Raw genomic sequence first — 23,453 nt, 5'->3', positions numbered from 1 at the left:
GCCGCCGCCAGGAGACTTCTGGTCACATCGAGCGAACAGCGACTCGAACTCGACCACGGGAGAGACCATGGGCCCCCACGCCAGTGTCATCGGTCAGGACGACGACCTCTTCATCGAGGATCTGAGCCAGCACTCCTCCGCCGCCCGGCCGACCGGCCCCGGCATCTTCTGCTTCTGCCGCGCCGCCGACGCCTACCTGACCGCCCCGGCCGAGGCCACCTCCGGACGCCTGGCGTGAGCGACCTCCTCGACCCGGCCGGCCCCGGCCCGTTCCTCGCCTTCCGGCCGCACCTGAGCGTGCAGCAGGTTCCCGGCGAGGCGGTCTACCTGATCTCGGACCAGCAGGTCACCGCGCTGCACGGAGCGCAGATCGCCCGGCTGGCACCGCTGTTGGACGGGACGAGGAGTCTGCACGACCTCCAGCGGGAGACCGCCGGTCAGCTCGGCGCGGAGCAGACCGCCGCGCTGGTCGCCAAACTGCGCCGGGCCGGGCTGGTGTCCGAACGCCCGGCCGGGCCGGCCACCGCCCAGCACGGCTACTGGTCGGCCGCCGGGCAGGACGAACTCGCGGCGGGCGAGCGGCTCGGCGCGGCCACCGTACGGGCGATCGGCCCGGACGGCGCCGACCGGCCCGAGCTGCGCGGCGCGCTGGACGCCGCGGGCCTGCACACCGTCACCGACGGCCCCCGCGCCGACCTGACGGTGGTGCTCTGCGAGGACTACCTGGACCCGGCGCTCGGCGCGATCGACGCCGCGCACCGGGCCGCGGGCCGGCCCTGGCTGCCGGTCCGGGCGAACGGCGTGGAGTCCTGGATCGGCCCGTTCTTCGGGCCCGACGGGGCGTGCTGGAGCTGCCTGGCCGACCGGCTGTGGTGCGGCCGGCAGGTCGAGGCGCACGTCCAGCGCACCCTGGAGCGCACCGGCCCGGCCCCGCGCCGCGCCTGCTCGCTGCCCGCGGCCCGCACCGCGGCGCTGCAACTGGCCGCGCTGGAGGCCACCAAGTGGCTGGCCGGCCACCGGCACCCGGGCCAGCGGCAGCTGTGGACGCTGGACTCGCTCACCCTGGACGGCCGCCGGCACCCCGTCACCCGCCGCCCGGAGTGCCCGCAGTGCGGCGACCCCGGACTGGTCGCCGCACGCATCAACGCACCCGTGGTGCTGCGTTCGCGGCCCAAGGCGCAGACCGACGGCGGCGGGCACCGGGCGCTGACGCTGGAACAGATGATGGAGCGCTACGGCCACCACGTCGATCCGCTGACCGGCCTGGTCAAGGAGATCCGCCGCGACCCGCGCGGACCCGCCGAGCTGAACTGCTTCCACGCCGGGCTGAACCCGGTGGGCGGCGCCGCCGGCCTGGCCTCGGTCCGCGCCGGGCTGCGCGCCAACGCCTCCGGCAAGGGCCAGACCGCCCTGCAGGCCGAGGTCGGCGCGCTCGCCGAGTCGCTGGAGCGGCACTCCGGCCACCTGCAGGGCGGCGAGCCGATCGTCCGCGGCCGCTACCGGGAGCTGGCGGCGGACGCCGTCCACCCCGACACCGTCCAGCTGTTCGACCCGCGGCAGTTCGCCGGCCGCGAGGAGTGGAACGCCCGGGCGGGCGCCTTCCACCAGATCGCCGACCCGTTCGACGAGAACGACCCGATCGACTGGCTGCCGGTGTGGTCGCTGACCGAGCAGCGGCAGAAGCTGATGCCCGCCGCACTCCTCTACTACAACGCCCCGCAGCAGCGCGGCCGCCGCTACTGCCTGGCCAACTCCAACGGCGCGGCGGCCGGCGGCACCCTGGAGGACGCCGTCCTGCAGGGCTTCCTGGAACTGGTGGAACGCGACGCCATCGCGCTGTGGTGGTACAACCGCACCGCGCAGCCCGGCATCGACCTGGACGCCTGCCCCGACCCGTGGGTCGCCCAGCTGCGCGACCTGCACGCCTCGCTGCACCGCGAGGTGTGGGCGATCGAGCTGACCTCCGACCTGGGCATCCCGGTGGTCGCGGCGTTCTCCCGCCGCACCGACAAGCCTGCCGAGGACATCATGCCCGGCTTCGGCGCCCACCTGGACCCGGCGATCGCCCTGCGCCGCGCCCTCGCCGAGGTCAACCAGCTGCTGCCGAACGTGGTGGACGCCCGCGCCGACGGCACCGGCTACGGCTTCACCGACCCGCAGGCGATGGACTGGATGCGCACCGCGAAGGTCGCCGAACTCCCGTACCTGCTGCCCGACCAGGCCCGCCCGGCCGGCCGCCCGGCCCCCGCCGCCCTCGGCCCGCACGACGACCTGCGCGACGACGTCACGGCCGCCGAGCAGCTGGTCCGCCGGGCCGGCCTGGAACTGCTGGTGCTCGACCAGACCCGCCCGGAGGCCGGCCTGCCGGTCGCCAAGGTCGTGGTGCCGGGCCTGCGCCCGCACTGGAACCGGTTCGCCCCCGGCCGCCTGTTCGACGTGCCGGTGCGACTGGGCCGCCTCACCGCGCCCACCCCGTACCACCTGCTCAACCCCGTACCGCTGTTCGTCTGAACAGCCCCCGCTCACCGTGCTGGATGACTGATGCGTATCGAATGCCTGGCCGCCCCGCAGCTCAACGAGCTGTGGTCGCTGCGCGAGGACACCCTGGTCGACCCGGACGACGGGCCGGACGGCCCCGTGACCGTCCAGACCCGCTGGGGGCCGGTGCACTTCGAGAACCCCGACCCGGTGCTGCGGACCGCGCTGGAGCGGATGACGCTCGGCCCGGTGTCGCTGAGCAACGTGCTGCCGGGCTTCCCCGGCCTGGAGGACCTCGACCGGCCCGAGGCCCACTCCCCCGAGGTGGCCGCGCTGCTGCGCGGGCTGCGCCGGATCCGCCACTGCCTGGTGCGCACCCTGGCGCTCGGCGGCACCCCGCTGCTGAGCGTCGTCCCGCTGGCCCGCGACACCTGGTTCGTCCCGCAGCCGGTGCCCGAGGACCGGCCGTGCCGGCTGTCCCGGTTCGCGGTGCTGCGCTGGGCCGAGGGCGGGCTGCGCATGGAGTCGCCGCTCGCCCACCACCGGGTGCAGCTGCACCGCCCCGAGATGGTGCAGCTGCTGGGCCTGCTGTCCGGCGGCGACCGGCCGGTGGGCCTGCAGCTCGACCAGGAGGTGACCGAGGCCGCGATCGGCTACCTGCTGGCCTCCCGGATCGCGGTCGCCGCCGAGCACCCCGCCGTCGGCGCCGACGCGCCCCGGTACGCCGAGGACGACGACCCGACGCTGGCCGGCTGGTCCGCCGACGACATGATGGTGCACGCCCGCAGCCGGCTCGGCCGCAGCGACGGCCCGTTCGGCGCGACCTTCGCCCACCTGGGCCGGATGCCCGCCGAGCCGGCCGTCAAGCCGCTCGGCGCCCGCACCGCCGTCCCGCTGCCGCGCCCCGACCTCGGTGAACTGCGCACCTCCGACGAGCCGTTCAGCTCGGTGCTGGAGCGCCGCCGCTCGCTGCGCCGGTACGGCCCGGCACCGCTGAGCACCCGTCAGATCGGCGAACTGCTGTTCCGGGCCTGCCGGATCCGCGAGGGCGCCGACCGGGACGGGCGGCCGTACCCGAGCATGGGCTCGGTGTACGCCCTGGAGCTGTACCTGGTGGCCGGCCCGGACACCGAACTGCCGCCCGGCGTCTACCACTACGACCCGCTCGGCCACCTGCTGGAGCCGCTGGACGCGCCCGCCGCCGAGACCGCCGAGCTGCGGGAGGCCGCCCAGGCCACGCTGTCCGCCGACGGGCCGCCGCCGCTGCTGCTGGTGATCACCGCCCGGTTCCGGCGCGCCACCCAGGCCTTCAGCGGCATCGCCTACACCAGCCTGATGAAGGACGTCGGCGTGCTGATGCAGAACCTCTACCTGGTGTCGACCGCGATGGGCCTGGCCCCGTGCGCGCTCGCCTCCGGCAACTCGGACACCGCGGCCCGCGCCTTCGGACTGGACTGGGCCGTCGAGTCGAGCGTCGGAGAGTTCGTGGTCGGTACGAGCCCGCCGGCAGCAGACCTGGGCTAGTCATGTCCCGTACGATCCGGGAGCAGCGGCAAGCGGGAAACGTACGAGTCCGAGGGGGAAATCGTGAACGATGAGGCTTCATGGCCGAAACCCGACCCGGGCGGCAACCAGCTGGCACCGAAGGCCGCGGTGACGATCACCGCCCTGGTGTTCCTCGGCTACACCGGAGTGGCGACCAGTTACGTCCTCGCACTGCACCCCAGCGGCCTGCTGCTGTCCGGCACGCTGGTCCTGCTGGCGCTGCTGCTGGGCATCCAACTGGTGCATTCCTTCCCGCGGTTGGTCCCCTCGCTGGCCAGGCGCTGGCCGGTGACGCTGGCCGTGCAGGCGGTGATCACCTACGTGCCGTTCTGCTGGCTGGGCCCGCTGTGGATCGGCATCCCGAGCTTCCTGGCCGGATCGATGCTGCTGCTGTTGCGGCCGGTGGTGGCCTGGCCCGGGTTCGTCGGCGTGGTGGTGGGCAGCAACGTGCTGATGCTGCTGATGGGCGACCCGGTCGGTGAGACCTTCTACATCTCGGTCGCCACGGTCACCAACGGCCTGGTGATCTTCGGGCTGTCCCGGCTGACCGACCTGGTGATCGAGGTGCACCGCTCGCGTGCCGAACTCGCCAACCTGGCGGTGGCGCAGGAGCGTCTGCGGTTCGCCCGCGACCTGCACGACCTGCTCGGCTACAGCCTCTCCGCGATCACCCTCAAGTGTGAACTCGCGTACCGGCTGGTGCCCGGCCAGCACGAGCTGGCACAGCAGGAGTTGACGGAGATTCTGCAGACGGCCCGTCAAGCCCTGTCGGACGTCCGGGCGGTGGCCCGCGGCTACCGGGAGATGTCGCTCAGCGCGGAGGTGGAGAGCGCCAAGGCGATGCTGGCCACGCTCGGGGTGCGCTGCACCGCCCGGTTGGACTTCGGGCTGCTGCCGCAGCAGGTGGAGACGGTGCTGGCGACGGTGCTGCGCGAGGGGCTGACCAACATGCTGCGGCACAGCAAGGTCGAGCAGTGCGAGATCTCGGCGGTCCGCGAGGGCCGGATCGTCCGGTTCCGGCTGGCCAACGACGGCGTCGGGCGCACCGTGCCCGGGCAGCCGCCGCTGGTGCGGGACACCGGCGGCGGCAGCGGCATCGGCAACCTCACCACCCGGGCGCGCGAGCTCGGCGGCACGCTGACCGCGGGCCCGCACGGCACCGGCTGGTTCGTGGTGGAGGCCGCGATCGACCTGGACGCGGCGACGCTGGCGCTGTCGGGCTCCGGCGGCACCGGCCGCCGGAACGCGCCCGCCCAGGCGGCCTGAGCGGGCGCACCGGCGTACGTCAGAGCCAGCCGGCGTCCCGGGCGATCCGGATCGCGTCCACCCGGTTGCGGGCGTTCAACTTGCCGACCACGGTGGTCAGATAGTTGCGGACGGTCCCGGCGGACAGGAACAGCCGGGCGGCGATCTGCCCGGCCTCCATGCCGTCCGCGGCGAGCCGGAGCACCTCCAGTTCGCGGCAGGTGAGCGGCGAGGGCTCGGAGTCGAGCGCGGCGACCGCCAGCGCCGGGTCGATCGCCCGCCCGCCGGCCGCCACCGTCCGGATGGCGGCGGCCAGTTGGCCCGGTTCGATGTCCTTCAGCAGGAACCCGGCGACGTGCGCGGCCATGGCCCGGCGCAGATTGCCGGGCCGGCCGAGACTGGTGAGGATCAGCGTCCGGCAGGCCGGCACTTCCCTGGCCAGCTCTCCGGCCGCGGTGATGCCGTCCATTCCCGGCAGGTCGATGTCGAGCACGGCGACATCCGGCGCGCTCTCCTTCGCCCGGGCCACCACCTCCGCTCCGGACCCGGTCTCCGCCACCACATCCAGGTCGGGTTCCAGCTGTAGTAGCGCGACCAGGGCTCTGCGCAGCACCTGCATGTCCTCCGCCAACAGCACGCGAATCATTGGCTTGCCCCCGTTATTTCCACAGACTTGACACACGATCAGGCTGAACAATAACGATCTCAGCGCAGCTTGTGATCTTCTGGGACAAACGGATTTCCAGGGTCCGCGGCTACCGGGCACCGGCCTTCAACAGGTTCACCACCTCCGCGAGGAAGCCGCCGTCGAGCATGGTGGAGACCGCGGTGTCCGCCACCGCCTGATGCCCGGCGTCGTGACAGGCGATGCTCACCAGGTAGCCGCGTTTGAGGGCATACGTACCGAACGTCCACTCGCCGAACCCGGCCGCCGCACCGTCCGGGGTGTGCAGGGCCGTCCCCGGGCCGGAACCGAACTCGGCGAACCCGAACTCGGTGAAGCCCAGCCGCATGCCCTGCCCGAGCGCCTTCGTGTACGCCTCCTTCAGCGTCCACAGCCGCAGCAGCTGCTTCTCCTGCCGCCGCGCCGGCAGCCCGCCCAGCCAGCCCCGCTCGGCGGGCGTGCACAGCAGGCGCCGCATGTCCTGGTAACGGACCTTGCGGTCGGCCAGTTCGGTGTCCACCCCGATCCGGCCGCGCCGGCTCAGCCCCACCACGATCAGGTCCCGGGTGTGGCTGATGCTGACGTCGATCTGGTCGCAGCCCCGCAGGTACGGCCGGCCGCCGGGCTTGTAGCCCAGCTCCACCGCGTCCGGCGGCACCTGCAACGCGGCCCCCGCCGCGTACCTGACGAGCAGCCGGGACGCCGCGAACCGCTCCCGGGTGCGGACCTGCTCCAGCGAACTGAGCCGCTGCCAGTCGCGGTTGCCGAGGAACTGCCGCAGGTCCGGCTCGGCCAGCACCGCGTCCTGCCACTGCTCGGTGTAGGCGTACACCACCGCGTGCCCGTGCCAGGCCATCGCCTGCCGCACCTGCAGCCACTTGGCGCCCGGCCCGGGCATCAGCAGTGGCGCGTTCACCGCCTCCTGATAGCTCGTCACTGCACCCCTCCTCCGGCCGGCGGCGTGTCGTACAGGTCCAGGGAGCGCCCGCCGGCCACCCGCTCCAGCACCTCGTCGTGCACCCGCCGCACGCAGTCCGCGGACGGCGGCGGCACCGGCAGGCCGAGCCGGCGGGCCAGCCGGGACAGCGCCAGCGCCGGCCACGCCGGGTCGGCCGGGAAACCGCCCCCGCCCCGCCGGGCCTCCCAGCCGCCGAGCGCCGCCCCCGCCGCCGCCAGCAGCGCGTACCGCTCCACCAGCGCGCACCAGGACGGGCTGGCCAGGGCGGCGGCGCTGTCCGCGGGCAGCGCCAGCGCCCGCTCCCGCACCGCCGACAGCTCCTCGGCCAGCACCCCGGCCAGTTCGGCCAGGGCCACCCCGTCCGGCCCCGCGGGCGGGCGGGCGCGCAGCCGGGCCGCCGCGCCCGTCAGCGTGGCCGCCAGGAAGTCGGTGCCGCCGGCCACCCCGAGCCCGCCCAGGTCGAGCGGCGGCAGCGGCTCCTCCCAGGCGTACAGCGCGGCCGGCGGCTCGTCCGCCCGCAGCCAGGACTCCCGGGCCAGCAGCGGCAGTTGCGGGATCAGCACGGCCTGGCAGGCGGCCGTCCCGACGTGCCCGAGGCTGGCCGCCGGCAGGTCCCGCAGCAGCTTCTGCAGGCTGCCGGGCCCGCCCGCCCGGTCGTACCCGGCCGCGCCGAGCACCGTGGACAGCTCCTCCACGTCCTCCTGCAACAGGTCGGGCACCAGGTACTTCACGGCCGCCGCACCCAGGTGGGCGCTGTCCGGCAGCAGGTGCAGGGCCCGCAGCACGGCGGTGGCCATCGCGTCGCACACCAGCAGATCGGCGAACACCCCTGCCAGCAGCGCCCGGTGGCGCGGCCCGCTGGCCGCCCGGGCGGCGGCCCGCAGCACCGTGTCGGCGGCGGCGACCACCACCGCCGGGATCAGCGTCCGGTTCAGCTGGAAGGTGCGCAGCGCCAGCCGGACGCCTTCGCCGTCCGGTCCGACCCGCGCGTCCTCGGGCACCGGGAGGTCGGTGAACTCCAGCCCCGCGAACCGGCAGCCGCGCAGGCCCGTACTGATCCGCCGCGGCAGCACCGTCAGCGCGCCGACGGCCTCCGCCGGGTCCACCAGCAGCACCGAGTGACTGCCGCCCTGCTGCCCGGTGCGGGCGTACACCACCACCGCACCGGCCCGGTCGGCGTTGATCACCACGTCCTTGCGCCCGCGCAGCAGGTACCCGTCGCCGTCCGCGACAGCCCTGAACTCCCCCTGCCACATCGCGTTGCCGTGCGCCAGCGAGTGGTGCGCGATCGCCACCGGCCGCCCGTCCAGCAGCAGCCGGGCCAGCCGGCGCCGCTGCCCCGGGCTGCCGGCCGCCCACACCGGGGCGGCGGCGAACAGCGAGGTGATCCCGTGCCCGAATCCCAGCGAGACGTCCCGCCGGAACACCGGCCGCAGCACCCGCGCCAGCACGTCGGCCCGCTCGAAGCGCCCGCCGAGCTCCACCGGCACCAGCTCGGCCCCGAACCCGCCCTCGTGCAGCACGGCCACCGCACCCTCGGCGGGCTCGGCCCGCTCGTCGGCGGCCAGCAGCGCCCGGAACCCGGCCGGATTCTCCGGGTCGTCGGGATCCCCGAGCCGCCGCTCCCACTCCGCGACGCGCTCCCGGACCCGTTGCTCGGTGACGCCCACCGGGCCTGCGGCGACGGCGAGTTCGGCCCACTCCTCCTGCTGCTCGATCACGTTCACCGGACCACCTCCCGGGGCGGCGCCGGCAGCGTCTCGTCGAGTTCGGCGTACACCGGTCGCAGGTCTCCGCGCAGGAACAGTTGCCGCATCGTCGAGCGCCGGACCTTGCCGCTGGTGGTGCGGCGCACCGAACCGGGGCGGACCAGCAGCACGCCGGCCGGCCGGGCGCCGAACTCGTCGGCCAGGCAGCCGCGCACCCGCGCGGCCAGCGCCGCCAGCGCGGCCTGGTCGCGGCCGGGGTGCCGGACCTCCTGGACGACGACCAGCCGGTCGGGCTGGTCGGCGCCGAACACCACGGCGGAGGCCAGGCGTTCGCCGCAGTCGATCAGGCGGCGTTCCATCTCCTGGGGGTGGACGCTCTGCCCGGCCACCACCACGGTGTCCTTGAGCCGTCCGGTCAGGTACAGCTCGCCGTCGCTGAGGACGCCGAGGTCACCGGTGCGCAGGAAGCCGCGGGCGCCGTCGGCGGTGACGGCGCCGAACACCTCGGCGGTCTCCAGCGGCCGCTGCCAGTAGCCGGCGGCGACGGCCGCCCCGCGCACCCACACCTCGCCCTCGGCGCCGTCGGGCAACTCGGCCCGGGAAGCCGGGTCGACGATCCGCACCTCGCCACCGCGCGGACGGCCGCAGCTGACCACCCGTCGGTCGCCGCCCGCGCCCACCGGCAGCCCGGTCCGGACCGCGACCGGGCCGCCGCCGGTGGTGCTGACCAGCAGGGTGGCCTCGGCCAGCCCGTACCCGGCGACCATCGCCCCGGGCCGCAGCCCGGCCGCGGCGAACCGACCGGCGAACGCCTCGACGGTGGCGGCGGACACCGGCTCGGCGGCGTTCACGGCGGTCTCCCAGCGCGACAGGTCGAGCCCGCCGAGTTCCGCGTCGGTGACCTCGGCGGCGCACCGGGCGTACGCCGAGTCGGGGGCCGCGGCCACCGTCACGCCGTACCGGTCGATCGCCTCCAGCCAGCGCGCCGGACGGCCCAGGAACAGCCGGGGCGGCATCAGCACGGCGGTCGCGCCCAGCCACAGCGGGTGCAGCAACTGCCCGATCAGGCCCAGGTCGTGGTAGCAGGGCAGCCAGCCGCCGATCCGCGAACCGGCGTGGGTGCCGAGCGCCTGCTGGATCTCCCGCATGGTGGCCAGCAGGTTGGCGTGGGTGACCTGGACGCCGCGCGGGGCGGCGGTGGTGCCGGAGGTGTACTGGATCAGCGCGACCGCCTCCGGGCCGAGCCGGGCCGGCTGCCACCCGTCCGCCGCCGGCAGCGCCGTGTCGACGGCCAGGCAGAGCACCGCGCCGCGCCCCGCGTCGGACAGCCGGCGCGAGACGTCCGCGGCGTGCCGGGCGACGGTGAGCACCACGGCCGCGCCGGTCTCCCGGGCGATCGCGGTGGTCCGCTCGGCGGCGGCCGCGGACGTCGACGGCGGCGGGACGGGCACCGCGACGGCGCCCGCATACAGGCAGGCCACCACCGCGACGGCGAGGTCGACGCCGGTCTCCAGCGCCACCAGCACCGGCCGGCCGGCCACCTGGCGTTCCGTCAGCCACTGGCCCAACTCGCGGGCCCGACGGTCGAGTTCGCCGAAGCTCGCGGCGCGCGCACCGGGAGCGGGATCGTGTGGATCGCCCGGTTCGAGGACCGCAGGGTCGGCGGCCGCACGGGCGAACCGCTCGGCCAGGGCCTCGGTCAGAGTCGCCGGCTCCCGCATTCCGCACCTCCGGAGGTTCCGCGCCCGGCCCGCTCGTCGGGCGGCGCTGCGTCCAGTCTCCGGTGGGCCGCTCAACCGCCTCTTGAAGCCCGCTCTCCTCCGGCTCGGCCGCTCCCGCACGGTCATCGCCGCACCCCGTCACCGGGCAGCAGCCGCCTCAGGTGCAGCAGTTCGGACCGCAGCTCGAGTTCGACCGCGCTCAGCGGAACGTCCGGGATCAGCTGCTCGGGGTGCCCGGGCGGCGGCGGCAGCAGCGTGATCGGCGGCTCCAGCGGCCACGGCCGCTCCACCGGCCGCCCCAGCAGCATTGCCTCGTACCGGGACGCCGCCGTACAGAGATACATGTCGCCGAGCAGCGACAGTCCCCACAGCAGCCGTCTCACGGCCGCCCCCAGCAGCCTCCGTCCCGAACGGGTCACCCCGGCCATTGCTCCACCTCGCTTCGTCTCCGGCGTATCGCGGTGGGCAGGATCCGGCCGACGGCTGGAGCGCCGCTCGAACCGCGCCGGAGAACGAACCGTGCCGAAAGACGACGGTGCCGAAAGACGACGGTGCCGGAAAACGACGGTGCCGGAAAACGACGGTGCCCGCCCCCGGTTCGGGGACGGGCACCGTACGGAGCAGCAGCCTCAGGCCAGCTTCTCCAGGATCAGGTCCTTGACCTTCGCCGCGTCGGCCTGCCCGCGGGTGGCCTTCATGACGGCGCCGACCAGCGCGCCGACCGCCTGCACCTTGCCGTCGCGGATCTTCGCGGCGACGTCGGGGTTGTCGGCGATCGCCTGGTCGACGGCCGCGCCGAGCGCCGAGTCGTCGGAGACCACGGCCAGGCCGCGCTTCTCGACGACCTGGTCCGGCTCGCCCTCGCCGGCGAGGACGCCCTCGATGACCTGGCGGGCCAGCTTGTCGTTCAGCTTGCCCTCGGCGACCAGCGCGCAGACCCGGGCCACCTGCGCCGGGGTGATCGGCTGCTCGGACAGCTCGGTGCCGGTCTCGTTGGCGCGCCGCGCCAGCTCGCCCATCCACCACTTGCGGGCCTGGTCGGCGGGGGCGCCGGCCGCGATGGTCTCGGTGATCGGCTCGACCGCGCCGGCGTTCAGCACCGACTGCATGTCCTGGTCGTTCAGACCCCACTCGGCCTGCAGCCGGGCCCGGCGGACCCGCGGCAGCTCGGGCAGTTCGGCCCGCAGCTCCTCGACCCACTCACGGGCCGGGGCGACGGGGACCAGGTCGGGCTCCGGGAAGTACCGGTAGTCCTCGGCGTTGTCCTTGATCCGGCCGGCCGTGGTGGAGCCGTCCTCCTCGTGGAAGTGCCGGGTCTCCTGGACGATCGTCCCGCCGTCGGTCAGCACGGTGGCGTGGCGCATGATCTCGAACCGGGCGGCCCGCTCCACGCTGCGCAGCGAGTTGACGTTCTTGGTCTCGCTGCGGGTGCCGAACTTCTCGGTGCCGTTGGGGCGCAGCGACAGGTTGACGTCGCAGCGCATCTGGCCCTTGTCCATCCGGGCCTCGGAGACGCCCAGCGCCTTGATCAGCTCGCGCAGCTCGGCGACGTACGCCTTCGCGACCTCGGGGGCCCGGTGGCCCGCGCCCTCGATCGGCTTGGTGACGATCTCGATCAGCGGGATGCCGGCCCGGTTGTAGTCGAGCAGCGAGTACTCGGCGCCGTGGATGCGGCCGGTCGCGCCACCGACGTGGGTGGACTTGCCGGTGTCCTCCTCCATGTGGGCGCGCTCGATCTCCACGCGGAAGACCTCGCCGTCCTCCAGCTGCACGTCGAGGTAGCCGTTGAAGGCGATCGGCTCGTCGTACTGGCTGGTCTGGAAGTTCTTCGGCATGTCCGGGTAGAAGTAGTTCTTCCGGGCGAACCGGCACCACTGGGCGATCTCGCAGTTCAGCGCGAGACCGATCCGGATCGCCGACTCCACACCGACCGCGTTGACCACCGGCAGCGAGCCGGGCAGGCCGAGGCAGGTCGGGCAGGTCTGCGAGTTCGGTTCCGCGCCCAGCTCGGTGGAGCAGCCGCAGAACATCTTGGTCTTGGTACCCAGCTCGACGTGGACCTCAAGGCCCATCACCGGGTCGTACGAGGCGAGTGCCTCCTCGTAGGAGACCAGGCTCATGACGCTCACAGCGTCCCTTCTTCAGTCATGGGAGGTTCAGCCGAGCAGGACGTCGTCGTCGCCGAGACGCTTGAGCTCGCGGACGAGGAGCGCGGTCCCGGTGATCAGGGCGGCGGCCCCGACCACGGCGTTGATCAGCTTGAGGGTGTCGTGGTCCTCACGGGCGTGGCGAATGTCCTTGACGATGGAGATCGCCCCGAACGCGCTTCCGCCGATGGACAGCCACAGGCCGGGCTTCGAGTGCTTCCAGCCCTTGGCCTTCTCGATCTTGCTCATAGTGCCGGTGCCTCCTCCAGCAGGGTGTGACCCCACTTGTCGTTGAGCGCGGCCTCGACGGCGCCGCCCACGCGGTAGAGGCGGTCGTCCGCCATCGCGGGGGCGATGATCTGCAGGCCGACCGGGAGATTGTCCTCCGGGGCGAGCCCGCAGGGCAGCGACATGGCCGCGTTGCCCGCCAGGTTCGAGGGGATGGTGCACAGGTCGGCGAGGTACATCGCCATCGGGTCGTCCGCCCGCTCGCCGATCGGGAACGCGGTGGTCGGCGTGGTCGGGGAGATCAGCACGTCCACACCGGCGAACGCGGCGTCGAAGTCCCGGGAGATCAGCGTCCGGACCTTCTGCGCCGAGCCGTAGTAGGCGTCGTAGTAGCCGGAGGACAGCGCGTAGGTGCCGAGGATGATGCGGCGCTTGACCTCGTCACCGAAGCCGGCCTCACGGGTCAGCGCGGTGACCTGCTCGGCGGAGCGGTTGCCGTCGTCGCCGACCCGCAGGCCGTAGCGCATCGCGTCGAACCGGGCCAGGTTCGAGGAGCACTCGGACGGGGCGATCAGGTAGTACGCGGGCAGCGCCAGCGTGAACGACGGGCAGGACACCTCGACGACCTCGGCGCCCAGCTCGCGCAGCAGCTCCACCGACTCGTTGAAGCGCTGCATGACGCCGGGCTGGTAGCCCTCGCCGGCGAACTCCTTGACGATGCCGATCCGCATGCCGCGGATGTCACGCATCTTCGCGGCCTCGACGACGGCCGGCACCGGCGCGTCGATCGAGGTGGAGTCCAGCGGGTCGTGGCCGGCGATCGCCTCGTGCAGCAGCGCCGCGTCCAGCACAGTGCGGGCGCACGGGCCGCCCTGGTCCAGCGAGGACGAGAAGGCGACCAGGCCGTAGCGGGACACCGCGCCGTAGGTCGGCTTGACGCCGACGGTGCCGGTGACGGCGCCGGGCTGGCGGATCGAGCCGCCGGTGTCGGTGCCGATCGCCAGCGGCGCCTCGAACGCGGCGAGCGCCGCCGCGGAGCCGCCGCCGGAGCCGCCGGGGATCCGGGTCAGGTCCCACGGGTTGCCGGTCGGGCCGTACGCCGAGTTCTCGGTGGAGGAGCCCATCGCGAACTCGTCCATGTTGGTCTTGCCGAGGATGACGACGTCCGCGTCCTTCAGACGCCGCGTCAGCGTGGCGTCGTAGGGCGGGATCCAGCCCTCGAGCATCTTCGAACCGCAGGTGGTCGGGATGCCCTTGGTGGTGAAGACGTCCTTCAGCGCCAGCGGCACACCGGCCAGCGGGCTGAGCTGCTCGCCCTTGGCCCGCTTGTCGTCGACCTTGCGGGCGGCGGCCAGCGCGCCCTCGTTGTCGACGTGCAGGAAGGCGTTGACCTTCTTGTCGACGGCGTTGATGCGGTCCAGGTGGGCCTGCGCGACCTCGACGGCCGACACCTCGCCCTTGGCGATCGCGGAGGCCGTCTCGGCCGCCGTGTACTTGATCAGGTCGGTCATCTCGGTCAGTCCTCCCCGAGGATCTGCGGCACGCGGAAACGCTGGTCCTCACTCGCCGGGGCGCCGGACAGCGCCTGCTCCGGGGTCAGCGACTGTCGCACCTCGTCCGCCCGCATGACGTTGCTCAGCGGGAGCGGGTGGGAGGTCGGCGGGACGTCCTGCCCCGCGACCTCGGAAACGCGGGCGACCGCGCCGATGATCACGTCGAGCTGCTCGGCGAAGTGGTCCAACTCCTCCGCCTGCAACTCCAGACGCGACAGCCGGGCGAGGTGGGCGACCTCCTCGCGCGTGATGCCAGGCATGCAGCGATCCTCAAGGGTGAGTTCCGGTAGACCGGGCGGCCCTGGGCACACCCGTCCTTTTTGGTCTTGAGGGCCATCCTATGTGCCCCTTCAGGGGCGCGGGGAACTGCGCGAGGCGGAAGGGGACCAACAGCAAGGTCCGCCCGGGGACAGAACTCCCTCCCCGGACGGACCTCGCGAACGAACGACTATCGCGGCAGCGAGGAAACCGCCCCCGTCCGCCGCACCTGCAGCCACGCCGTCGCCTGGTCGACCGGCAGCGCGGCCGACACCAGCCACCCCTGCACGGCGTCCACCCCGAGGTCGTGCAAGCGCTCCCAGGTCTCGTCGTCCTCGACGCCCTCGGCGACCACCGTCAGGCCCAGCGAGTGGGCGAGTTCGACGGAGCAGCGGACCACTGCCGCGTCGTGGTCGTCGGCGACCATCCGGGAGACGAACGAGCGGTCGATCTTCAGTTCGCCGACCGGGAGGCTGCGCAGCCGCACCAGTGAGGAGTGCCCGGTGCCGAAGTCGTCCAGCGACATCCGCACGCCGTAGCGGCGCAGTTCGGCCAAGGTGTCGGCGGCCCGCCGGCTGTCGTCGAGCAGCAGCCGTTCGGTGATCTCCAGTTGGAGCGCCTCGGCGGGGACCTGGTGCCGGGTGAGGTGTCCGGCGACCCGGGCGGCGAAACCCGGATTGAGGACGTCGCGCGGCGAGACGTTGACGGCGACCGGCACCATCAGGCCCTGGTGGCGCCAGCGGGCGATCTGCCCGACGGCGCTCTCCAGCACGTAGTCGGTGAGCCGGGGCATCAGGCCGGAGGACTCGGCGAGGCTGATGAACTCGTCGGGGGGCACCCGGCCCTGCCCGGGCCGTTCCCAGCGCACCAGCGCCTCCAGGCCGACCACCCGGCCGTCGAAGGCGACCTTCGGCTGGTAGTGCAGGGCGACCTCGTTCATCTCCAGCGCACGCCGCAGGTCGCCGAGCAGGCCGATCCGGTACGGGGTCTCCAAGTCCCGTGCCTCGTCGTACAGTTCGACGCCGCTGCGGCTGTGCTGGGCGTGGCCCATCGCCACGTCGGCGCGCCGCAGAAGCGATTCTGCGTCCTGGGCGTGCGTCGGGTGCACACAGACCCCGGCACTGGCCTCCAGCACCAGCAGCAGCCCGTCCAGCCGGATCGGTGCGGCGAGTTCGGTGATCAGCCCCTTGGCGATCCGCTCCAGCAGTTCGGGGCTGCCGACGCCGGGGAGCAGCACCGCGAACTCGTCGCCGCCCATCCGGGCCACCACCGGGCGTTCGCTGCGGCGGCGCACCTGCGGGGGCAGCACGGCGGTGTCCGGGCCCGGCGCGAAGCTGGGGCCGGAGCGCAGCGCCCGGTGCAGGCGGCGGGCGATGTGCACCAGCAGCCGGTCGCCGGCGGTGTGCCCGAGCGCGTCGTTCAGCGACCGGAAGCGGTCCAGGTCGAGCAGGATCAGGCCGACGCTGTAGCCGTCCTCGCCCTCGTGCGCGGCCAGCGCCTCCTGGGTGGCGATCAGCAGGGCCTGCCGGTTGGGCAGGTCAGTCAGCGGGTCGGTGAGCTGGTCCCTGGCCCGGTCCCGGGCGATCCGCCAGGCGGCGACCAGTACGGCCAGCGGAACCGCGAACAGCGGGAGCAGTTCGGGTTCGTAGCGGTACACCAGGACGGCCAGCGGGATCAGCGGCGCGGCCCCGGCCAGCAGGACGCCGAGCAGCAGCACCGCCCCCGCCATCCCCTGCGGCGGGCGTGTGGGCGCGCCGCCGGTCGTACGATCCATAAGCCCAGTCCTCCGTCGGGCCCGCCCCCGCTGGGCCGCCTCACGGTGAGGCACCCCCTCCTCGGGATGCCGGTGGACGTCAGACGAGGGCGTGTCCCCGGGGCTCCGGCAGAACCGGTGCCACACACTCCTGCTGACAGTTCGTAGCGCCCAGGGTAAGCCGGGGTCCGCCGTACGGGCGCACTTTCCGGTCACCTCCGAGCGCGACGTCATATCCGCGCGCTGCTCGATGACACAATGCCCGATTTCGCTCCCGAACACCCGACTGACGCGGCATCAGGACGGTAACGACCTGTCAGGAAACCTGCTCCTCCGGTACTTCTCCGGCATTTTCCCCACCGGCCTCGCCCTCCGCGCCGTCCCCCTCGACGTCCAGCCCGAGGTGCTTGCGGGCGGCGTCCGCGCCCTGCTCCAGCAGCACCGCGAACCCGGCGTCGTCCAGCACCGGGACGCCGAGCTGCACCGCCTTGTCGTACTTGGAGCCGGGGTTGTCGCCGACCACCACGAAGTGGGTCTTCTTCGACACCGATCCGGTCACCTTCGCGCCGCGCGAGGTCAGCGCCTCCTTCGCGCCGTCCCGGGTGTGCCCGGCGAGGGTTCCGGTGACCACCAACGTCAGCCCCTCCAGCGGGCGTTCGCCCTGCTCCTCGCCGGCCTCCTCGGTGAACTGCACGCCCGCGTCGCGCCACTTGCGGAGGATCTCGCGGTGCCACTCCTCCGCGTACCACTCCTTGATGGCCTTGGCGATGGTCGGCCCGACGCCCTCGACGGCGGCGAGTTCGGTCTCGTCGGCGGCGAAGATCCGGTCCAGGTCACGGAATTCGCGGGCCAGTTCCTGCGCGGCCACCGGGCCGACGTGGCGGATCGACAGCCCGTTCAGGAAGCGCCACAGCGGGCGGTCCCTGGCCTTGTCCAGGTTGTCCAGCAGAACACCGGTGTTCTTCTTCGGGGCGCCGGCGGTGGTGGCGAAGAAGGACGTCCGCTTCTCCTTGCCGGTCTTGTCGTCCGGCTTGGGCATGCCGGTCTTCGGGTCGCGCACCAGCACCTTGATCGGCAGCAGCTGCTCCTCGGTCAGGCCGAAGATGTCGCCCTCGTCCTTGACCGGCGGGTCGGCGGGCTCCAGCGGCTGGGTGAGCGCGGTGGCCGCGACGTAGCCGAGGCCCTCGATGTCCAGGCACTGGCGGCCGCCGAGGAACGCGATCCGCTCGCGGATCTGCGCCGGGCAGTGCTGCGCGTTCGGGCAGCGCAGGTCGATGTCGCCCTCGGACATCGGGCGCAGCTCGCCGCCGCACTCCGGGCAGTGCGTGGGCATCTCGAACGCCCGCTCGCTGCCGTCGCGCAGGTCGTAGACCGGGCCGAGGATCTCCGGGATCACGTCACCGGCCTTGCGCAGCACGATGGTGTCGCCGAGCAGCACGTCCTTGGCCTTGACGATCTGCTGGTTGTGCAGCGTCGCGTACTGCACCATCGAGCCGGCCACCTTCACCGGCTCGGCCAGCACCGCGTACGGGGTGGCCCGGCCGGTGCGGCCGATGCCGATCTTGATCTCGGCGAGCTTGCCGGTGACCTCCTCCGGCGGGTACTTCCAGGCGATCGCCCAGCGCGGCGACTTGGAGGTGGAGCCGAGCCGGCCCTGCAGGGCGATCTCGTCGACCTTGACCACCACGCCGTCGATCTCGTGCTCGACGGAGTGCCGCTGCTCGCCGAAGTACTTGATGAACGCCCGCACTTCCTCGAGCGAGCCGACCACCTTGTTGTGCTTGGCGGTCGGCAGGCCCCAGTCGTGCAGCAGCTGGTAGGCGTGCGACTGGTTGTCGATGTCGAAGCCGACCCGGGCGCCGATGCCGTGCACCACCATCCGCAGCGGGCGGGCGGCGGTGACCAGCGGGTCCTTCTGCCGGAGCGATCCGGCGGCGGCGTTGCGCGGGTTCATGAACAGTCGGATCATCGCCCGCGGCCGCTTGCCCTCCTTGGCGCGCTCCTCGTTCTCCTGCCGGCGGCGCTCGTTCTCCTCGGCGAAGGAGGCGTTCAGCGCGTCGAACTCCTCGGTGGGGAAGTACACCTCGCCGCGGATCTCCACCAGCGCGGGGATGTTGTCGCCGCGCAGGCGGTGCGGGATCTCCTTGATGGTGCGGACGTTGGCGGTGATGTCCTCGCCGACCCGGCCGTCGCCGCGGGTCGCGGCCTGCACCAGCGCCCCGTTCTCGTACGTCAGGTTGACGGCCAGGCCGTCGACCTTCAGTTCGCACAGGTAGTGGTACTCGATGCCGGACAGTTCGGTGGCGACCCGCTCGGCCCAGGCCGCCAACTCCTCGGCGTCCATCGCGTTGTCGAGGCTGAGCAGCCGCTCCCGGTGCTCGACCGGCGCGAACAGCACGGCCGGCGCGCCACCGACCTTCTGGGTCGGCGAGTCGGGCGTCACCAGCGCCGGGTGCTCGGCCTCCAGCGACTCCAACTCGCGCATCAGCCGGTCGAATTCGGCGTCGCTGACGGTCGGCGCGTCCAGCTCGTAGTACCGGGCCCGGTGCTCCTCGATCTCGGTCGCCAGTTCGGCGTGCCGGGTCCGCACCTCCGCCGGGATCTCCTCCCAGCCCTCCACAGCCGCCACCGCGCCGTCCTCCTCGCTCGTCACTCCGGGTTGTCCACCAGGCTCCGTGCCGCCCGCACCGCCGAGGCCAGCGCCCGCCGCGCGTACACCGGGGACGCCCCCGCGAGCCCGCACGTCGGCGTCACCACCACCCGGCGGCCCAACAGCTCCGGGGCCAGCCCGAGCCTGCGCCACAACGTCCTGACACCCTGGACACTACCGGCCGGGTCTGACGATTCGGCGTCGGTGGAGGGCACCACACCGGCGAGGATCAGCGTCCCGCCCTCGACCGCCTCGCCCAGGTCGTCGTCGTCACGCTCCGTCAGGAACGAGAAGTCCAGGCTGATCCCGGCCGCACCGGCCCGGCGCAGCAAGGGAATCGGCACCTTCGGCGCGCAACTGTGCACCAGCACCGGCGTTTCCACGCCCCGGATCACCTCGCGCAGCGCCTGCTCGGCGAGTTGGCGGTCGATCGCGCGCAGCCGCTGGAAGCCGCTGGCGGTCTTCACCGAACCGGCGAGGACGGCGGGCAGCAGCGGCTCGTCCAACTGCAGCACGATCGTCGCTTCCGGCACCCGGCGGCGGACGTCCTCCAGGTGACGGCGCAGGCCCTCGGTCAGCGACTCCGCGATGTCCCGGCAGGCGCCGGGGTCGCTGAGCGCCTTCTCGCCGTGCCGCAGCTCGATCGACCCGGCCAGCGTCCACGGCCCGACCGCCTGGATCTTCAGCAGCCCCTGGTAGCCCTGGGTGTACTCCTCCAGCGCGTCCAGGTCCTCGCCCAGCCAGGACCGGGCCCGCTTGGTGTCCCGCCCGGGGTGGTCGGTGAACCGCCACCCGCTCGGCTCGGTCTGCACGAACAGCTCGGTCAGCAGGCCCGCCCCGCGCCCGATCATGTCGGCCCCGGGCCCGCGCCCGGGCAGCTCCGGCAGGTGCGGCAGCTGTTCCAGCTCGGCCATCACCCCCCGGACCATGTCCCGCACATCCCCGCCGGGCATCGACCCCACCCCGGTCGCGGCCCCGGCCAGCTCTCCGAAAACGTCCACGTCAGTCACGGGACAGAGCCTACGCAGCCTCGCCCTCAGACGGCATCGAGGAAGCCGGTCAGGCTGCGCAGGTAGTCCTCGGGGTGCGAGACGTGCGGGACGTGGCCGGTTCCCTCCAGCGTCCTGACCTCGGCCCGGGGCAGCGCCTCGCCGAGCCGGGAGATGATGGCCGGGAACCACGGCGGGCTCTCGGTGCCGTTGGTCAGCAGGGCGGGGCCGGTGTAACCGGACAGCCCGGCGAGGTCGAGGAACAGCCAGTCGGGATCGGCCAGTTCGTCGAGAAAGGTGGGGGCGTTGGTGACCAGGGTGTCCCGGAGCCAGTCCGGGAGCTGCTCCCAGTTCCCGGGGCCGAGAGCGACCTCCTCGACGAACTGCTCGGCGCCCGCGAGGTTCTCGCCCGCACGCAGATGCTCCCGGACGGACTCCAGCTTCTCCCCCATGGCCCGCATCAGCGGCCCAAGGTCCGGGTCCTCCCCCACGATCCCCATCAGCGGGGGCTCGTGCGCCACCAGGCTCCGGAACAGCTCAGGACGCCTCGCCGCCAGGCCCAGCGCCGTCGAGGCCCCGAAGGAGTTGCCGGTCACGTGCGCCGGTGCCAGGTCGAACGTCTCGATCAGCGCGGCGAGATCCTGCTCGTCCTCGGTCCGCGTCCCCTGCCCGGCCGGGCGTTCGCTCCGGCTGTGCCCCCGCCGGTCGTAGGCCAGCACGCGGTACCGCTCGGCGAGGTCGGGCACCACGCCGCCCCAGGTGCCGTGGTCGGTCCAGGACCCGTGCACCAGCACCAGCGGATCGCCGTCCCCCGCCAGCTCGTAGTACAGGCCGACACCGTTCACCCGGGCCACAGGCATGCGACCGCTCCTCACCTGGTGGAGCCGCAACCACGGCCCCGTCCCTCCAGTGGACCGCAGCCGCGCTCCCCCGGCTACTGGCCGGGGCGGACGGTGATCTCGGTGATCTCCGCGTCGCGCGGCAGGTCGAGCGCGGCGGAGGCGCCGTCTGCTGGCCGTTCTGGTTGGACACCGTGCAGCGGCGTACTGTCGCACGCATGGCGAGCGATCACCTTGGGTGGCCGTCATCGAGGCCAGCGGATTCGCCGTGGACGGCGAGCTGTGGGCCATGTCCGCCGACTGCTCCGAGGGCAGCGGGGGCGACGGCAGCGACACCAGCGGGAGCGGCAGTTGCAGCCAGTGCCATCGCGGTTGCCACAGCAGTTAGAAACCGACCGGCCCGCTCCGCTCGCGACTTGACCGGGGCGGGCCGCACTCCGGAGGACTCCCGTGGGCTACGCCTGGCACCAACTGCCGTCCGAACTGCGAAGCGGAATCGAGGGACGGACCGGACCAGTTGCCCGCGCGACGCCGCCGACCGCCGGGACCGTCTCCGACTTCGCTGCGCTACTGGACGCGGCCGGGGGGCCGGTGTTCTGCAAAGCGGTCCGGGAGGACAACGCCAAGGCGTGGATGCACCGACTGGAATCGGCCGTCAACGCCGTCCTCCCGCCCAGCATCGGCCCCCGCCTGCTGTGGACGGTCGAGGCCGCCGGGTGGCTGGCCCTCGGGTTCGAACGCGCGCCCGGGCGACACGCGGATCTGTCCCCCGGATCGGCCGATCTGCCCCTGCTCGCCCAGGCGCTGGAAACCCTCGCCGAGACGCTGACCCCCGCTCCGCCGCTGCGAGCTCTGCGGCTGGCCGACCGGTGGTCCGGCCAGGATTTCTGGCACACGCTCGGCGACCGGCACCAGGAACGGCTCGACCCGTGGGCCGTCGAGCATCTGGACACGCTGACCCGCGCGGAACGCGAAGCACCCGGCCTGATCGACGGCGGGACTCTCGTCCACACCGACCTCACCGGCCCCAACCTCCTGGTGGACGGCGACACGGTCCGGGTCGTGGACTGGGCGTTCCCCGCACCCGGCGCGGCCTGGGGCGACACGGCGTACCTGGTCGTCCGGCTGATCCAGGCGGGGCACACACCCGAGAACGCGGAACGATGGGCCAACGGCGTGTCGATGTGGCGCGCAGCCTCACCGGGGGCCGTCACTGCGTTCGTCGCGACCCTCACCGGGCTGTGGACGCTGCGCGCCGACGCGCTCGGTGCCCATGGCCTGGCCTGGCTCCGCCACCGCCTGGGGTGACCGCCCTACTGGCCGGGGCGGACGGTGATCTCGGTGATCTCCGCGTCGCGCGGCAGGTCGAGGGCGGCGAGGATCGCGGTGGCGACCGATTCCGGAGCGATCCACTTCGAGGGGTCGTACTCCTTGCCCTCCTGCTGGTGCACCTTCACCTGCATCGCGGTGGCGGTCCGCCCGGGGTAGACGGTGGTGACCCGGACCCCGTTGGCGTGCTCCTCCTGCCGCAGTGCGTCGGCGACCGCGCGGACTGCGAACTTGCTGGCCGCGTACGAGCCCCAGGTCGGGTCGGCGCGCAGGCCGGCACCGGAGTTGACGAACACCACGTGTCCGCGCGCGAGGCGCAGCGAAGGGAGCAGCAGGCGGGTGATCTCGGCGGGTGCGACGGTGTTGACGTTCAACTGCTGCTGCCACGCCTTCACGGGGGTCTCGCCGACGGTGCCGAGTTCGACGACGCCGGCGATGTGCAGCAGCGAGTCGAGTTCGACGGGCAGCGCCTGGTGGCCGAACGCCCAGGACAGCTTGGCCGGGTCGTCGAGGTCGCCGACCAGCGTCCGCGCCTCGGGGTAGCGCTCGCGCAACTGGGCGGCGCGGCGCGCGTCCCGGGCGAGCAGCCAGACCTCTTCGCCGCGGGCGGTGAGCTTGTCGGCGACGGCGGAGCCGATGCCGGAGCCGGCGCCGGTGATCAGGTGGACACCCATGGGATTCCTCAGTTCTGCTTGGCGGTTGCGGTCGCGTGGGCGAGGGCTTCGGCGGGAGTCTGCGCGAAACTCACCAGCTCGGCGAGCGGACGCGGCAGGAACCCTTCGCTGTCCATCCGCTCGAGCTGGGTCCGCGTCCCGGCGTAGAACCCCTCGGTGTCGAGGAACACGATCGGCTTGTCGTGCCGCCCGTGCTTCTTCAGCTCCAGCACCTCGGTGACCTCGTCCAGCGTCCCGAGCCCGCCGACCAGCACCACCACTGCGTCCCCGCGCGCCAGCAACTCGGCCTTCCGCGTGGCCAGATCGGGCGTCACCACCAGCTCGTCGGCGCCCTCGTACGCCTTGTGCCGCAGGAACTCCACCGACACCCCGACGAGCCGCCCCCCGGCCTGCTGCACCTCGTCGGCCAGCAGCCCCATGAGCCCGGTGTGCGACCCGCCCCACACCAGCGTGTGCCCACCGGCCCCGAGCAGCCGGGCGAACTCCGCCGCCGGAGCGGTGTACTTGGCATCGAGCAGGTTCGCCGAACAGAAGACCGTGATGTTCATAGTGCAAACAGTCCTATCACCGCCCGCCACGCCCGGGTCAAACCAATAGTGGCTAGGGGCTGTCTTCAAACCCGCGGCGCAGCCCCGCGGCGTCTGGTGCGTGCTCTCGGCGTGCCGGGTGGAAGGCCTCGTACTGGGTGTACTTGGTCTTTCGCCCGGTGCGGC

Annotated in this window: 20 protein-coding genes and 1 pseudogene; 5 read left to right on the top strand and 16 right to left on the bottom strand. The window is 73.1% G+C overall.

Features of this window, described 5'->3' with window-relative positions:
* Positions 1-67: 67 nt before the first annotated feature.
* The 4 genes from ACIHEI_RS03830 to ACIHEI_RS03815 all read left to right on the top strand — a co-directional run bounded on the left by ACIHEI_RS03830 (position 68) and on the right by ACIHEI_RS03815 (position 5,289).
* Positions 68-238: a hypothetical protein gene (locus tag ACIHEI_RS03830; RefSeq protein WP_387637028.1), complete on the top strand. Its 171-nt coding sequence runs from the start codon at positions 68-70 to the stop codon at positions 236-238.
* Entirely contained in the window at positions 235-2,511 is a 2,277-nt protein-coding gene (locus ACIHEI_RS03825) for a TOMM precursor leader peptide-binding protein (RefSeq protein ID WP_396605457.1), read from the top strand. Before ACIHEI_RS03830 ends, ACIHEI_RS03825 begins: the two co-directional genes overlap by 4 nt.
* Positions 2,512-2,541: 30 nt before the next feature.
* Positions 2,542-4,002 carry a SagB family peptide dehydrogenase gene (locus ACIHEI_RS03820; protein WP_396605456.1) on the top strand — a complete coding sequence of 487 codons (1,461 nt, stop codon included), beginning with the start codon at positions 2,542-2,544 and terminating at the stop codon, positions 4,000-4,002.
* A 63-nt stretch (positions 4,003-4,065) separates the two neighbouring features.
* Complete coding sequence (locus ACIHEI_RS03815; RefSeq protein WP_387866164.1) at positions 4,066-5,289, top strand: sensor histidine kinase; 1,224 nt, start codon at positions 4,066-4,068, stop codon at positions 5,287-5,289.
* Between the two features lie 19 nt (positions 5,290-5,308).
* On the opposite strand, the gene ACIHEI_RS03810 is transcribed toward ACIHEI_RS03815, so the two are convergent.
* The 14 genes and pseudogenes from ACIHEI_RS03810 to ACIHEI_RS03745 form a co-directional block, all read right to left on the bottom strand.
* The gene (locus ACIHEI_RS03810; RefSeq protein ID WP_387637039.1) at positions 5,309-5,914 is read right to left on the bottom strand and encodes a DNA-binding response regulator; all 606 of its coding nucleotides are present in this window, start codon (positions 5,912-5,914) and stop codon (positions 5,309-5,311) included.
* A 109-nt stretch (positions 5,915-6,023) separates the two neighbouring features.
* On the bottom strand, positions 6,024-6,869 hold the full coding sequence (locus ACIHEI_RS03805; RefSeq protein ID WP_387637042.1) for a 4'-phosphopantetheinyl transferase family protein: 846 nt from the start codon (positions 6,867-6,869) through the stop codon (positions 6,024-6,026).
* On the bottom strand, positions 6,866-8,617 hold the full coding sequence (locus ACIHEI_RS03800; RefSeq protein WP_396605455.1) for an acyl-CoA dehydrogenase: 1,752 nt from the start codon (positions 8,615-8,617) through the stop codon (positions 6,866-6,868). The genes ACIHEI_RS03805 and ACIHEI_RS03800 overlap by 4 nt, the downstream gene beginning before the upstream one ends.
* A complete protein-coding gene (locus tag ACIHEI_RS03795; RefSeq protein ID WP_396605454.1) occupies positions 8,614-10,320 on the bottom strand; it encodes a fatty acyl-AMP ligase in 1,707 nt (568 codons plus the stop codon). Before ACIHEI_RS03795 ends, ACIHEI_RS03800 begins: the two co-directional genes overlap by 4 nt.
* 122 nt (positions 10,321-10,442) lie before the next feature.
* Complete coding sequence (locus ACIHEI_RS03790; RefSeq protein WP_387637050.1) at positions 10,443-10,748, bottom strand: DUF6059 family protein; 306 nt, start codon at positions 10,746-10,748, stop codon at positions 10,443-10,445.
* Between the two features lie 201 nt (positions 10,749-10,949).
* Positions 10,950-12,449: an Asp-tRNA(Asn)/Glu-tRNA(Gln) amidotransferase subunit GatB gene (gatB, locus tag ACIHEI_RS03785; RefSeq protein WP_396605453.1), complete on the bottom strand. Its 1,500-nt coding sequence runs from the start codon at positions 12,447-12,449 to the stop codon at positions 10,950-10,952.
* A gap of 27 nt (positions 12,450-12,476) precedes the next feature.
* Positions 12,477-12,716, bottom strand: a complete 240-nt coding sequence (locus tag ACIHEI_RS03780; RefSeq protein ID WP_396605452.1) for a hypothetical protein — start codon at positions 12,714-12,716, stop codon at positions 12,477-12,479.
* On the bottom strand, positions 12,713-14,206 hold the full coding sequence (gatA, locus tag ACIHEI_RS03775) for an Asp-tRNA(Asn)/Glu-tRNA(Gln) amidotransferase subunit GatA (protein ID WP_387637059.1): 1,494 nt from the start codon (positions 14,204-14,206) through the stop codon (positions 12,713-12,715). Before gatA ends, ACIHEI_RS03780 begins: the two co-directional genes overlap by 4 nt.
* Positions 14,207-14,211: 5 nt before the next feature.
* On the bottom strand, positions 14,212-14,508 hold the full coding sequence (gatC, locus tag ACIHEI_RS03770; RefSeq protein ID WP_035866399.1) for an Asp-tRNA(Asn)/Glu-tRNA(Gln) amidotransferase subunit GatC: 297 nt from the start codon (positions 14,506-14,508) through the stop codon (positions 14,212-14,214).
* A gap of 221 nt (positions 14,509-14,729) precedes the next feature.
* A pseudogene (locus ACIHEI_RS03765) lies at positions 14,730-16,217 on the bottom strand (putative bifunctional diguanylate cyclase/phosphodiesterase); the annotation flags it as partial.
* Between the two features lie 358 nt (positions 16,218-16,575).
* Entirely contained in the window at positions 16,576-18,912 is a 2,337-nt protein-coding gene (ligA, locus tag ACIHEI_RS03760) for an NAD-dependent DNA ligase LigA (protein WP_396605451.1), read from the bottom strand.
* A complete protein-coding gene (locus ACIHEI_RS03755) occupies positions 18,909-19,862 on the bottom strand; it encodes a methionine synthase (RefSeq protein WP_396605496.1) in 954 nt (317 codons plus the stop codon). Before ACIHEI_RS03755 ends, ligA begins: the two co-directional genes overlap by 4 nt.
* A gap of 83 nt (positions 19,863-19,945) precedes the next feature.
* Complete coding sequence (locus ACIHEI_RS03750) at positions 19,946-20,758, bottom strand: alpha/beta fold hydrolase (protein ID WP_396605450.1); 813 nt, start codon at positions 20,756-20,758, stop codon at positions 19,946-19,948.
* A gap of 74 nt (positions 20,759-20,832) precedes the next feature.
* Positions 20,833-20,970 (bottom strand): hypothetical protein, encoded by a 138-nt coding sequence (locus tag ACIHEI_RS03745; protein WP_396605449.1) that lies wholly within the window; start codon positions 20,968-20,970, stop codon positions 20,833-20,835.
* A 217-nt stretch (positions 20,971-21,187) separates the two neighbouring features.
* Here ACIHEI_RS03745 and ACIHEI_RS03740 point away from each other — a divergent pair, with 217 nt between their 5' ends.
* On the top strand, positions 21,188-22,045 hold the full coding sequence (locus ACIHEI_RS03740; protein WP_396605448.1) for a phosphotransferase: 858 nt from the start codon (positions 21,188-21,190) through the stop codon (positions 22,043-22,045).
* Between the two features lie 5 nt (positions 22,046-22,050).
* On the opposite strand, the gene ACIHEI_RS03735 is transcribed toward ACIHEI_RS03740, so the two are convergent.
* A complete protein-coding gene (locus tag ACIHEI_RS03735) occupies positions 22,051-22,740 on the bottom strand; it encodes an SDR family oxidoreductase (protein WP_392950856.1) in 690 nt (229 codons plus the stop codon).
* Positions 22,741-22,748: 8 nt separating this feature from the next.
* Positions 22,749-23,288 carry a TIGR00730 family Rossman fold protein gene (locus ACIHEI_RS03730; protein WP_396605447.1) on the bottom strand — a complete coding sequence of 180 codons (540 nt, stop codon included), beginning with the start codon at positions 23,286-23,288 and terminating at the stop codon, positions 22,749-22,751.
* Between the last annotated feature and the right edge of the window lie 165 nt (positions 23,289-23,453).

The organism is Kitasatospora sp. NPDC051984 (assembly GCF_044593455.1).
GTDB lineage: Bacteria > Actinomycetota > Actinomycetes > Streptomycetales > Streptomycetaceae > Kitasatospora.
This window is presented reverse-complemented; position numbering and strand designations above follow the sequence as displayed.

Excerpts from the sequence above, each read along its gene's own strand:
- gatC (WP_035866399.1), bottom strand. The coding sequence starts at position 14,508 with ATGCCTGGCATCACGCGCGAGGAGGTCGCCCACCTCGCCCGGCTGTCG.
- ACIHEI_RS03790 (WP_387637050.1), bottom strand. The coding sequence starts at position 10,748 with ATGGCCGGGGTGACCCGTTCGGGACGGAGGCTGCTGGGGGCGGCCGTG.
- ACIHEI_RS03795 (WP_396605454.1), bottom strand. The coding sequence starts at position 10,320 with ATGCGGGAGCCGGCGACTCTGACCGAGGCCCTGGCCGAGCGGTTCGCC.
- ACIHEI_RS03830 (WP_387637028.1), top strand. The coding sequence starts at position 68 with ATGGGCCCCCACGCCAGTGTCATCGGTCAGGACGACGACCTCTTCATC.
- ACIHEI_RS03810 (WP_387637039.1), bottom strand. The coding sequence starts at position 5,914 with ATGATTCGCGTGCTGTTGGCGGAGGACATGCAGGTGCTGCGCAGAGCC.
- ACIHEI_RS03755 (WP_396605496.1), bottom strand. The coding sequence starts at position 19,862 with ATGCCCGGCGGGGATGTGCGGGACATGGTCCGGGGGGTGATGGCCGAG.
- ACIHEI_RS03735 (WP_392950856.1), bottom strand. The coding sequence starts at position 22,740 with ATGGGTGTCCACCTGATCACCGGCGCCGGCTCCGGCATCGGCTCCGCC.
- gatA (WP_387637059.1), bottom strand. The coding sequence starts at position 14,206 with ATGACCGACCTGATCAAGTACACGGCGGCCGAGACGGCCTCCGCGATC.
- ACIHEI_RS03730 (WP_396605447.1), bottom strand. The coding sequence starts at position 23,288 with ATGAACATCACGGTCTTCTGTTCGGCGAACCTGCTCGATGCCAAGTAC.
- ACIHEI_RS03780 (WP_396605452.1), bottom strand. The coding sequence starts at position 12,716 with ATGAGCAAGATCGAGAAGGCCAAGGGCTGGAAGCACTCGAAGCCCGGC.
- ACIHEI_RS03750 (WP_396605450.1), bottom strand. The coding sequence starts at position 20,758 with ATGCCTGTGGCCCGGGTGAACGGTGTCGGCCTGTACTACGAGCTGGCG.
- ACIHEI_RS03820 (WP_396605456.1), top strand. The coding sequence starts at position 2,542 with ATGCGTATCGAATGCCTGGCCGCCCCGCAGCTCAACGAGCTGTGGTCG.